At 49.6% G+C, this 12,119-nt stretch carries 8 protein-coding genes; 6 read left to right on the forward strand and 2 right to left on the reverse strand.

Annotation, left to right across the window (positions count from 1 at the left end; translation table 11 throughout):
- The first annotated feature begins 787 nt into the window (after positions 1–787).
- The gene (locus N7E73_RS03780) at positions 788–3,328 is read left to right on the forward strand and encodes a PAS domain-containing sensor histidine kinase (RefSeq protein ID WP_432737697.1); all 2,541 of its coding nucleotides are present in this window, start codon (positions 788–790) and stop codon (positions 3,326–3,328) included.
- 13 nt (positions 3,329–3,341) lie between these two features.
- On the opposite strand, the gene N7E73_RS03785 is transcribed toward N7E73_RS03780, so the two are convergent.
- A complete protein-coding gene (locus N7E73_RS03785; RefSeq protein WP_432737698.1) occupies positions 3,342–4,448 on the reverse strand; it encodes a glycoside hydrolase family 3 protein in 1,107 nt (368 codons plus the stop codon).
- 162 nt (positions 4,449–4,610) lie between these two features.
- Here N7E73_RS03785 and N7E73_RS03790 point away from each other — a divergent pair, with 162 nt between their 5' ends.
- From N7E73_RS03790 to N7E73_RS03800, 3 genes are read left to right on the forward strand one after another with little or no spacing between them, the layout of a single operon-like run.
- Complete coding sequence (locus N7E73_RS03790; RefSeq protein ID WP_432737699.1) at positions 4,611–5,228, forward strand: D-sedoheptulose 7-phosphate isomerase; 618 nt, start codon at positions 4,611–4,613, stop codon at positions 5,226–5,228.
- 31 nt (positions 5,229–5,259) lie between these two features.
- Positions 5,260–5,667 (forward strand): response regulator, encoded by a 408-nt coding sequence (locus N7E73_RS03795; RefSeq protein ID WP_432737700.1) that lies wholly within the window; start codon positions 5,260–5,262, stop codon positions 5,665–5,667.
- A 12-nt stretch (positions 5,668–5,679) separates the two neighbouring features.
- Positions 5,680–6,303: a LysE family translocator gene (locus N7E73_RS03800; protein WP_432737701.1), complete on the forward strand. Its 624-nt coding sequence runs from the start codon at positions 5,680–5,682 to the stop codon at positions 6,301–6,303.
- 2 nt (positions 6,304–6,305) lie between these two features.
- Here N7E73_RS03800 and N7E73_RS03805 read toward each other — a convergent pair whose 3' ends face one another.
- Positions 6,306–6,584: a hypothetical protein gene (locus N7E73_RS03805; RefSeq protein ID WP_432737702.1), complete on the reverse strand. Its 279-nt coding sequence runs from the start codon at positions 6,582–6,584 to the stop codon at positions 6,306–6,308.
- 636 nt (positions 6,585–7,220) lie between these two features.
- Between N7E73_RS03805 and N7E73_RS03810 the strand changes: the two genes are divergently transcribed.
- Together N7E73_RS03810 and N7E73_RS03815 are read left to right on the forward strand one after the other, a co-directional pair.
- The gene (locus N7E73_RS03810) at positions 7,221–9,629 is read left to right on the forward strand and encodes a Cache 3/Cache 2 fusion domain-containing protein (RefSeq protein ID WP_432737703.1); all 2,409 of its coding nucleotides are present in this window, start codon (positions 7,221–7,223) and stop codon (positions 9,627–9,629) included.
- Between the two features lie 203 nt (positions 9,630–9,832).
- Positions 9,833–12,097 carry a methyl-accepting chemotaxis protein gene (locus tag N7E73_RS03815; RefSeq protein ID WP_432737704.1) on the forward strand — a complete coding sequence of 755 codons (2,265 nt, stop codon included), beginning with the start codon at positions 9,833–9,835 and terminating at the stop codon, positions 12,095–12,097.
- The last annotated feature ends 22 nt before the right edge of the window (positions 12,098–12,119 follow it).

The following is a 12,119-nucleotide window of genomic DNA, read 5'->3' on the forward strand; positions in this document are numbered from 1 at the left end:
TTCTACACTGGACTGATATAAAATTTTCGGCTTCTGCCACCTACTTCATATACTACCCTCCGGAACAGTTAGACTAATGGCCCTCGGCCAATGAGCCCGGAAAATCGCCATGTTGTTTCGAGCAGTCTCAGGGCATTACCTGCATGGATCAGCGCAGGCTTCAGCTCTTCATTTATGATGCGCTGGACCCCTTTGCGGACCCGCGACTCTGTACAGGCACGACCTTAATGGCGGCGATTCTCACATGTCCCTTCTGGGAAATTTCTCTATGCGGCTTCTATCCCCGCACATTACCAACCTCCGAGAATCTGCCTGGCCCAATGCCTTGCCACGCTCTCCAAAACTTGACTTTTCTTTCCGGGTCCCTCCCGTTACATGGTTACAGTTTTTCTCTGCCAGAGGCTTTGCAATGGGTGTGCCTGTTTACCGTCAAAAAAGAGAGATTCGGGTAAACATATCCTAACATCATGTTTACACAGCCTTTTTAGTTCTAAACTTAATCTTAATATTTCTAGAGAAATGCAAGAGTTATGGAGAATGGGAAACATCTGCCCAACTGCACGGGAAAAAGATTCCGACCATTTGACAGACCGTATACAGCTAAAAGATTGAGCAATAAGAACTGCATAAATAAGTACATCAACAAATACTGCACGTTACACAGTGGCGATTATTGCAAAAACAACTGTTTACTTAAAAATGGATCGATTATATCACGCACACACGGGCATAAAACACCGGCCCGGCTTATTTCGCCTTAAAAATAGCCCTCCCGAATCACCAATAGATGAAAACAAGAAGCATATATAAACTTAACAGCCGCATCAGACATTACATCTGCCTGTTTCTGTGCGTATTTATTGCCAGTTCCTTATTGTCCACTATCCTGTTCTTCTGGTCCGTATTCAATGAAGTGGACGACAAGGTAGACACATGGGCCAATTACTTTCTCGGCCGAATCTCTTTCCTTGAAACTGTGGTCAGTTCCCGCAACAACTTTGACCATGAGCTTTCTTCTATATTAAAGGTTACTTCGGAAGGGGAGATCATCGGCAGCCGACCTTTCCCCACGGAAGAGACCACAATCAGGGATTCCAAAGTATTTCCCCTGCTGGCCGATCTGGCTCCCGGCGAATCCCGAATAGTAAAAACACCCGGTACTGACCGTTTCGCTCTGGACTCAATTTTTCTGATCAAACGCAATGACCACAGTTTCAGCATTGCGCAGGTCCCGTACGAAGAGCTTCTGCCGGTCACCCCGCGCGATCCGGAGCTTTTCATTACTGATATGAACGGCGGATACATCTACCACACCGACGACACGCACTCCCTGCGCAAAGGACATATCAGCGAATTGTCCTTTTCCAACCTGCACGTTTTTGCCACGGCCAAAACGTCAACTTCCAGGTTCGGGGGATTCACCATCGTTCTGGCAAAAGACATCTCCACTGAGTTCTATGCCGGAATCCTGCTGATGGTACTGACTCTTTCATGCAGTGCAGTACTTATCAAACGGTCGGCATTCCTTACATGGGACCTGACCAGCAACGAAAAGGATTTTATACGCATAGGGAAACTGATGGGCAGTGTTTCGGCAAAGCCGGACAATACTATGAACAGCCTAACTGCTATTCAATACACAGCGGAAAAAATACGTGAAGTGAATTGGGAAGAAGAAGTAACGGCCATGTCCTTTTCCGAAAACAGGGACTATGTTGTCGCCACCTCTTTTTTTGCACAGAACATCCTGACTCTGCTCGATAACATCGCCGACTATTCCAGAGAACTGGCCAGCTCAAGACAGCAGTACAGGGATCTTGTCCAGGTTGCCCGCAGTATCATTCTAAGGATGGATACAAATGGACGCTGCACCTTTTTCAACGAGTATGCCCAGAATTTCTTCGGCTTCAGCAAAGAGGAAATGCTCGGCAACAGCATTGTGGGCACGGTTATTCCCAAGACGGAAACAAAGGATTCATTTCTTGAAGGGCTGATGGATGCCCTGCTCAAATCTCCCGAGTCTTTTCCCGTGAGCACCAATCTCAACGTCCGCAAAGATGGATCGGAAGCATGGATTTTCTGGACAAATACTCCCATCTTCGACAAGGACGGCAAACTCTCGGAAATCCTTTCTGTAGGCATCGATGTGACAGAGCAGAAGCTCGCTGAAGAGGAACTCCAGCGCACCAGAAACTATATCCGCAACATCATCGATTCCATGCCCTCCGCCATCATCGGATTGAACGACAGCGGACAGGTCACGCACTTCAATGAGGCAGCTCTGGTTCTAACGACTATGGACAGCGACGAGATTGCGGGAACGGATGTAAGCACGGCATTCCCTGCCATCGCCAGATATGCCGAAAAAATATCCGGAGCGATTGAAACAGGTATTCCGGTAACCGGAATCAGAACTCAGGATATCATTCACAACGGAACGTTTCAGGATATAATCATTTATCCGCTGAACAGCGGCATGAAAGGGGCCGTAATCCGCATTGACGACGCCACCGAGCGCGTGCGCATGGACGAGATGATGATCCAGACCGAGAAAATGATGTCCATCGGCGGTCTGGCGGCAGGCATGGCTCACGAAATCAACAACCCTCTCGGGGGTATTCTGCAGGGAATACAGAACATCGTGCGCCGGATGTCCCCGGATCTGCCCGCAAACGTCAAGGCTGCTGAAAAGGCAGGCTGTACCCTTGAGGCCATGCTGAAATACATGGAAGACAGGAAAATCATCAAGACTCTCAACGGCATTACCGACTCAGGCGTTCGCGCCGCCGAAATTGTCTCCGGTATGCTGGAATTCAGCCGCAAGAGTGATTCCCGCAAGGCCCCGGGAGACCTGCGCAAGATGATGGACAAGGCTGCAGTGCTTGCCGCTCAGGACTACAACCTGAAGAAAAAATACGATTTCAAGAAGATCAATATAATCAAGGAATACGACGAGGACCTGCATCAGGTGAAGTGCACGGAAACCGAGATAGAACAGGTATTCCTTAACCTGCTGCGCAACTCGGCACAGGCCATGTCTGAATGGACTGAAATGGAGCGTGCTCCGGAGTTGACCATAAAAATACACAATCTCGGTAAGATGGTCCGCTGCACGGTTTCGGACAACGGACCGGGAATGAACGAAAATACCCGTAAAAGGGTATTCGAGCCATTCTACACCACCAAGGCTCCGGGTTCCGGCACAGGGCTGGGCCTCTCTGTATCATATTTCATCATCACCCAGAACCACATGGGTAAATTCGATGTGCAGTCCAAAGCAGGCAAAGGAACCACTTTCACAATACTGCTTCCGGCCCTGACGAATTGATGGAGCGCATCAATCAGATCCGATTCTTTGCCCGCATGATCCGCGCATAGGAACTGCGAATGCGTTCCTCGGATATCCGCCCTTCCCCCACAAGCTCCTTCAAGGTCTCAATGGCCCTTATTCCGGGGTTTGGTTCGTAGGACAGGTTGTTACCGATCAGGATTATATCGGCTCCGGCATTAACGGCCCTGAAGACTGCATCCTTGAAACCGTAATGTTCGCTGATGGCCCCCATACCCATATCATCGGTAATTACTATGGAATCATAGCCCATGCCTTCGCGCAGCATTCCGGTGATGACCCTGCGGGAAAGGGTTGCCGGGTATTTCCTGTCCAGCCTGTCGTTAAATATATGCGCAGTCATGACCATATCTGCCTTTCCGGCGCGGATCACCTGTTCGAAAGGAAATAGTTCGTCTGAATTCCATGTTCGTGTCACGTCTGTAAAGCCCTGATGGCTGTCTCCGACCGAGCTTCCGTGACCGGGAAAATGCTTCAGGCAGGACAGAATTCCCTCTGAATGAAGTCCGTCGATAAAGGCTCCGGCAAACTCTGCAACTGTTGCCGGATCATCGGAAAAGCTGCGCTGCAGGCCTGCAATAACCGGGTTCACTGCATTCCGGTTGACGTCTACAACCGGAGCGAAATCCATGTTTATCCCCACGGAACGCAATGTTCTGCCGGTAGTCAGGCCTGCCCTGAATGCAGCGGACAGATCCCCGCTGTTACCGAGTTCAGCTGCGGAAGGAGTCTGCGGAAACCCGGCCTCCCGGGTGAGCCGGGTAATGATTCCCCCTTCCTGATCCACAGCCACAAAAAGGGGCGTGGCTGCGTAGCTTTGCAGAGAGCGGTTCAGCTGACCAAGCTGTTCCGAATTTGAAATATTACGCACGGTACTGTTTGTTACACAGTCCCTGCTGAACAGGATGATCCCGCCCACACCGGCACGAATATCAGAGGCCACCGGGCTTTCAGGCCCAGCCTCCAGCCCCCTGAAACCAACCATGACCATCTGCCCGATCATTTTTTCAAGTTCGCTGGATATGGGAGCGTTTCTATGAAGCGCGCAACCAGCCACACAGGTAATCAAAACAAGAACCATGGGTAGAAATCTTTTCAATGCCGTGCTCCGAATCATTTGGGGTGCGTAATTTTCAAAAAAAGTGTTATATTGGTGATCCTGTCGTTTAGCAAGACGGCATCCCGATATTGCCACACGGGTTGAATTACTATAAACGAAATTTTCCTAGTTTATAACGCGAACCAACCAAGAGGAAACCATATGTCAGAAACAGCGCTGCAAAAAGTACTTGATCACGCTCGTGCCGGACTTGAAGTCAGGGAGGCTTTTTTTGAGCAGTATTCACAGCAGGTGGTGGATGTATCAAGATCCCTGGCAGTACGTCTGGCCCAAGGGGGCAAAATCCTTTTCTGCGGCAACGGCGGCAGTGCAGCCGACTGTCAGCACCTTGCTGCTGAACTCGTCAACCGGTTCAAACTTGAACGTCCTCCCCTGCCGGGAATTGCCCTGACAACCGACAGCTCCATCCTCACTGCCATCGGCAACGATTATTCCTATGAACTGGTTTTTGAAAAACAGGTACAGGCTCTCGGAGCACCCGGAGATGTTCTCATCGGGATCAGCACATCCGGATCAAGCCCCAACGTAATCTGTGCCTTGAAAGAAGCCAGACGAAAAGGGATGCTCACCGTGGGCATGACCGGGCTCAGCGCGGGTGAAATGCTTCCCATATGCGACCACATCATCAGCGTACCCAGCAAAGACACCGCAGTGATTCAGGAAGTTCATATCGCTGTGGGACACCTTTTCTGCCACCTTATCGACCACTTCCTCTTTGAGGCGGTTACAGAACTGGAACCTTACCTCGGCGGGGAGTAAACTCACCTTACAGCCGGAGGAGCCGTAAATCATGAGAATCCTTGTTGTCGAAGACAGCAGCACCAGCAGAATGTACCTCCAGGAAATCCTCAAGGACGTCACCGGCGCAGACGCTGAAATAGACTGCGCCGCAAGCGGAGAGGAAGCCCTGGAAAAATATGAGCAAAAAAGACTTTCCGGCAGAGGGTTCAACCTCATCTTCATGGATATTATCCTGCCGGGAATGGACGGACTGCAGACTCTGGAAAAGATTCGCGACATTGAACTGAAAAACGCGGTATCTGAAGAAAACAAAACCAAAGCGATAATCACAACCGCACTGGATGACGGAGCCAAGGCAACCCGGGCCTTTTTTCAATGCGAAGCAATATCCTACATCACCAAACCCATCACCACTGACAAAATACAGGCGGAAATGAGCAAATTCGGCCTGATTTAAAGGAAACAATCAATGGACGGTCTTACACTGGCGTTCATTCCGGTTGCGGCAATTCTTACCGTCACACCTGGATCGGACACCATGCTGGTTGTCAACAATACACTGACTCGCTCAACTGCTGACGGGCTCTGCACTGTGGCCGGAATCAATGCCGGGCTGCTCATCCATGCCCTGGCATCAGCACTGGGCCTGTCCATGATCCTCATGAACTCGGCAGCAGCCTTTGAACTGGTGAAGCTTGCCGGAGCACTGTACGTCGTATATCTTGGAATTCAGTCCCTGCGCTCAAGCAGACACACTGATGAGTTCGAAATTACTCCATCCAGATGCAGCAAAGGCATCACCACATCTGTTCGCGAGGGCTTTCTAACCAACGTACTCAACCCTAAGGTGGCAGTATTCTATCTGGCCCTGCTGCCGCAATTCATTTCGCCCACTGACGACATCCTGCGCAAATCGTTACTGCTCATGGGGATACATTCATGTATGGGTATAGTGTGGCTCAGCTTTATCTCTTTGGCGCTTGGAAAAACAAGACACCTCATCTCAGGTGGTAAATTCAAACAAAGGCTTATGGCTTTTTCAGGTATTGTTTTTATCGGCCTCGGGCTGCGCATGGCCCTTTCCAAAAATTAGGTCTATTCGAATTCCATCGTAATTTTCAGGGAGAGTCCGGTATTTCCCAGCCCGCGTACTGTTTCCTCGGCACTCTCCCTGCTTTCACAAGTCTTAAGCACCAACTGCGCACACTCGTCCTCATCATAGACCCAGACATTTTCATCAAGGAACACCCCGGCTGCATTCACCCTGCGTAACAGTTCCGCACGGCATTCGTCACGTTCCTCAAATCCGGCTTCACCGAATCCCTCTCCAACTGCAAGAACCCACCACTTTCCTGTTTTCTTCAGACTGCTCATAACACTTCCCCCCCATTCTTTCTTCAAGGCTCACAGTAGCTTGCTCCCTTACCCGGCAAATGCTAAGCTACTTCCATGTCATTGTTTTACACTATACCACTTTCCTCAACCAGAAACAAAATATTGCATATTGCTGCTTTTGTTGTGCTGGCTTCCCTGTTATTTATACCTTATGACGAAATAAGGGCTGAACGATTCAGGGCATTTGGAGAAAAGTCTGCCGTGGGTATAGTGATCGGTAAAAATGTCCGAAACAATGATACTGGCCCGAATGAAGACATTGGCAAGCATATGATCCAATATCGCTTCATAGATCCTTCCGGACTGCCAAGGAAAAGGTCTGCCAGCGTGGAAACTGATTTCTGGGAAAGGGTTGCACTAGGGGATTGTGTAGTTGTGCATTTTGCAAAGGCCGAACCAGGCATTTCCCGCATAGAACATGAACGGGAAAACGGGGTGGTAAAATTTCTTGCCCGGTTCTCCAGACAGCATGCACAATGAAAATGTATAAGCTAGCGTTGAAAAAATTCAGATGAGATCTGAATACTGCCAACAGCCATAAGTTATTCTGCAGGGCCTGCCGGGAAGCCGTCCTGTCGCGAATGATAGAACTTAAAAATGGATCAGGAGTTGTGTATGTTCAGCAAATTGCCTTTCCAGACCAAACTCATGCTCGGCGCAGTCGGTATTATTTTGTCGACCATTGTGTTCATGACAGGAATAAACCTCTACAAGGTACAGCATTCCCTTCAGGGACTCGGGCAGACGACAATGAGTTCCATCGCCAAAAACATACATTCCATTATGGAAATGCAGAACGCAATTCTGCTGGACAAGGTCAAATCTGACATTGATATCCTTGACAAAAAAATATTCTCCATGGGCTTCCCCAAACTTAACAAAAGGGCACCCATCACCACCACGATTACCAATCAGGTAACAAAGGAAAGTGAGACTATCAGCATTCCTTCACTTGAGTTCGGGGGAATCGCAATCAACGGACAATATGACATCGTTGATGATCTGCAGAAAAGCGTAGGTGGAACCGCAACTATTTTCGAAGTGTTACCGGACAAGCTGCTGCGGGTATCCACAAACGTTCTCAAACTTGACGGAAACCGCGCCGTGGGAACATACATTCCTGCCAGCAGCCCAGTTTACAAAGCCGTAATGGAAGGCAAAACATATTTCGGCATGGCTTACGTGGTAAACGGCTGGTACATCGCCGCCTACAAGCCGCTGACAGACCTGCGCGGCAGAATCGTCAGTGTAATCTTCGTAGGCCGTAAAATAATGACTCCAGAATTTCAAAAGGTGGTTTTATCCTCCAATGTCGGCGGCGAAGGTTACGGGGTAATATTCAACTCTAAGGGCGACATCCTGCTCCACCCGACTCTTACTGGAAAAAGCCTGACCGATTTCGATTTCTGGAAAGTTTTTTCAAACACCAAAGAAGGCGAAGTTGACTACCAGTTTGAAGGGATCGAAAAGACTGCTCTGATAACCACCTTCGAACCCTGGCAATGGTCATTCGCATTCATCATGAACAAATCCGACATGTCCCACGGTGTTGACCGGGAGATATTCATAACCAACGTCATCATAGCAGTCATTGCACTTGCCGTTGCCTGTCTGGTAATGCTCCTGCTGCTCAAGGCAACAACCAGACCGCTGCAGCAGCTATCGGACTTCACCGCCCGGGTATCTGACGGTGACTATGATACCGACCTTGAATACGCAGCAAATGACGTTATCGGGAGGACAATCTCCTCCGTAAAAAGCATGGTCCTTGAACTCAAAAATAAACTCGGATTCTCCGGCGGTCTGCTCAAGGGCCTGCCGCAGCCCTGCATAGTTGTCGACCTCGATGAAAAGATCACCTTCATCAACCAACACATGCTGACCCAGTACGAATCCGCTGCAAAGCCTGAAGGCGTAATCGGACAGAAAGTAAACGCCCTGATCAAGGACACCGCCATAACCGGCAACATTGGGAGCTGCATCAGGGAAAACAAAGAATTCTCGAACATTGAAATCAACGGTGCAACCGAAAAGGGGACCGCGTTCTTTGCAGTTATAGATGTGGCACCTCTCCACGACCTCGATAACAGGCTGATAGGTGCTTTCATGATCATGAATGACATCACCGAGATGAAGAACAACGAACAGGCCGTTATTGCCCAGCGTGACAAAATTGCTGACACGGCCCGTGAAGCGGACGACATCTCCGACCAGCTTTCCTCTGCCGCTGACGAGCTTTCAGCACAGGTTGACGAATCACGCAGAGGTGCGGAAGTCCAGCAGCAGCGCGCAAGCGAAACAGCTACCGCCATGGAGCAGATGAATTCCACGGTAATGGAAGTTGCTCGCAGTGCCAGTGAAGCATCCGAAAACGCAAGGGCCACTAAGGAAAAAGCCCTTGAAGGACAGGATCTTGTAGGAATGGTGGTAAAATCAATCAAAGCCCTTGAGGCCAACTCCGAAGAGCTCAGGGTCAGCATGGAACAGCTCGGCCTTCAGACTGATTCCATCGGTAAGGTTATGAACGTCATCACCGACATAGCAGATCAGACCAACCTGCTCGCCCTTAACGCCGCCATTGAAGCAGCCCGGGCCGGAGAGGCCGGCCGAGGTTTCGCCGTGGTCGCAGACGAGGTGCGCAAGCTGGCGGAAAAGACCATGGATGCCACCAAGGAAGTTGGGCAGGCTATCGCTTCAATCCAGAACAGCACCAAGGTAAACATCACTGCAACGGAACATGCGGTCGAGGCAATTGTAGAGTCTACAGACCTTGTAGCACGTTCAGGCAAGGCTCTTGATGAGATTGTACACATGGTGGAAGTCTCTGCCGATCAGATCCACGGCATTGCCACTGCCGCAGAAGAGCAGTCTGCCACAAGTGAACAGATCAGCAGGGCCACGGAAGAAATTAACGTGATTTCAGCTGAATCGGCTGAGACAACAACCCAGTCCGCAATGGCAATCAACGAAGTTGCCAAGCTTGCAGCCAAAATCAAAGAGCTCATAAGCAACATGCAGTCCTGATCAGCCTCACTGACAAATTATATAGAAAAGTGCTTCAGGTACAACCGGAGCACTTTTTTGTTTTCTGCACGGCAAATTAATAAGTGATATATTGGCCTCGATGGTGTAGTGTTAAGACGATCAATCCCAAATCTGATCTTACCTTTTTGCTCCGAATATATTAATTGTGCAAAGCTCACGATACTCACTCTGGGAGGGAAACAATGAAAAAGATATCACCGTTACAATCTATTGCAGTAAAAACCACACTTCTGATCATAGTGGCTCTGGCTCTGGAAGGCGTATTCTTTTCCCTGTTCACCAACTACAACCTGAATGAATTCATTCAGGCCCGTTCGGCAGAGTATCGCGTTGAGATTGAGAAGGAAGAAAAAAGCAAACTGCACGATTCAGTTGAACTGGCCTACAGTGTAGTCAAATCATACTATGACAGATCTCAGGACATAGAAGCACTCAAACTGCACGAAGCAGGCAACCTGAAGCAGATTATTGATGCTGCAGCTTCCCAGGCTGACGCAATCTACCGTAAGTTCAACGGCATTCTGCCTCCTGAGGTCGTAAGGGAGCGTATAAAGGCTCTTATTGAAGACACAAAATACGATGGCGACAACTATATCTGGATTCACGATCTGGACAGCAGAATGGTTGTTCATCCCAACAGGTCTCTTGTCGGGAAGGATCTTTCCGGCCTCAAGGATTCAGCCGGCACACTTATAATCAAGCAGATGACCGACATCGCCCAAAAGCAGGGCGAAGGCATGGCGTCCTACCTCTGGCCGCGTCCGGGAGAAAAGGAAGCCAAGCTTAAAGTTTCGTATATAAAATTTATTCCGGAGCTGGGATGGGTTCTGGGAACCGGAACGTGGGTTGAGGACATCAGCGCCCAGATGAAAAAGGAAGCCCTTGATCAGGTTGCCAAGATGCGCCTTGGTGAAGACAAATACTTCTGGATCAACGATTCCGGCCCGAAAATGATCATGCACCCCATGAAACCAGCACTCAACGGACAGGATATTTCAGGAATTACCGACAGCAAGGGTAAAAACCTCTTTGTAGAAATGGTCCGCACCGTCAAGGAGAACAACGGGGAAGGCTATGTGAAATACTGGTGGGACAACCCTGCGACCGGCAAAGAGGCTCCCAAGCTTTCATATGTCAAGGAATTCAAGCCGTGGGGCTGGATTATCGGAATGGGAGTTTATATCGACAACATAGACACAATTGTTGCCCGCCAGCAGGATGCATTCAATGCCGCCATTGATAAAATCCAGACAGACACCCAGCTCTTTGATGTCATTTTCATAGCCATTGCTGCATTCGGCTGTATTTTCATCATCCGCCGCAGCCTGAACAAGCCTCTGGCAAGCCTTGTCGACTTCTCCGCCGGAGTCGCTGCCGGCGACCTGGACAGCACCCTCACCGGACGTTTCAAAGGAGAGATGGATATTCTCAAGGATTCTCTTGAACACATGGTTATGAGCCTCAAGGAAAAAATAAGCGAGGCAAACAAGCTTAGTGAGCAGAGCAGGATCGAAACGGAAAAAGCCGAAATAGCACGCGCCGAGGCGGAAAAAGCCAAGACCGAGAGCGAACAGGCCAAGGTCAAAGGCATGCATGAAGCTGCAAACCTGCTTGAGGAGCTGGTAACAGATCTGCTGACATCTTTTCAGGATCTCTCGGCACTGGTTGAGCAGGTCAGCTCTGGAGCTGAAAAACAGCAGCAGCGTATTTCTGAGACCGCTGTAGCCATGGAAGAAATGAACGCCACTGTCCTGGAGGTTGCGGGGAGCGCATCAAGAGCTGCGGAAAGTGCTGATCAGACCAGAGGAAACGCTGAAGAAGGTTCGAATATTGTAGATAAATCGGTTGAGGCCATTCAGGTTGTCAACAATCAGGCCGAAGAGCTGAAAGGAAACATGGATGAACTTGGTGAACAGGCAAAGGCCATCGGCAATGTCATGAATGTAATTACTGATATTGCAGACCAGACCAACCTGCTGGCCCTGAATGCAGCAATCGAGGCCGCACGGGCCGGAGAAGCCGGACGAGGTTTTGCTGTAGTTGCTGATGAAGTCCGCAAGCTGGCAGAAAAGACCATGGCTGCCACAGGCGAAGTCGGAGCGGCCATAGCCAACATCCAGAATGGTGCCTCCAAAAATATCAGGGGAGTTGAGACTGTGAACGAGGCTGTGAGCAAAGCAACAAACTACGCTCACGAGTCCAAGGATTCACTGGTCCGAATTCTTGAACACGTTGCTTCAACTTCAGATCAGGTCCGTTCAATCGCGACTGCATCCGAAGAACAGTCCTACACCAGCGAAGAGATTAACCGTGCCATTGAAGACATTAAAATCGTATCCGGAGAAACATCAGGCGGCATGTCTGTTGCCAGTCAGGCGATCACAGAACTGGCAAGGCTTGCTGAAGATCTGAACGGGCTCGTAGCCAGCCTCCGCGCAGCTAAATAGCAATATAAAAAGCTCCCGGTTC

This window comes from Maridesulfovibrio sp. FT414 (genome assembly GCF_050916235.1).
Classification (GTDB): Bacteria; Desulfobacterota; Desulfovibrionia; order Desulfovibrionales; family Desulfovibrionaceae; genus Maridesulfovibrio.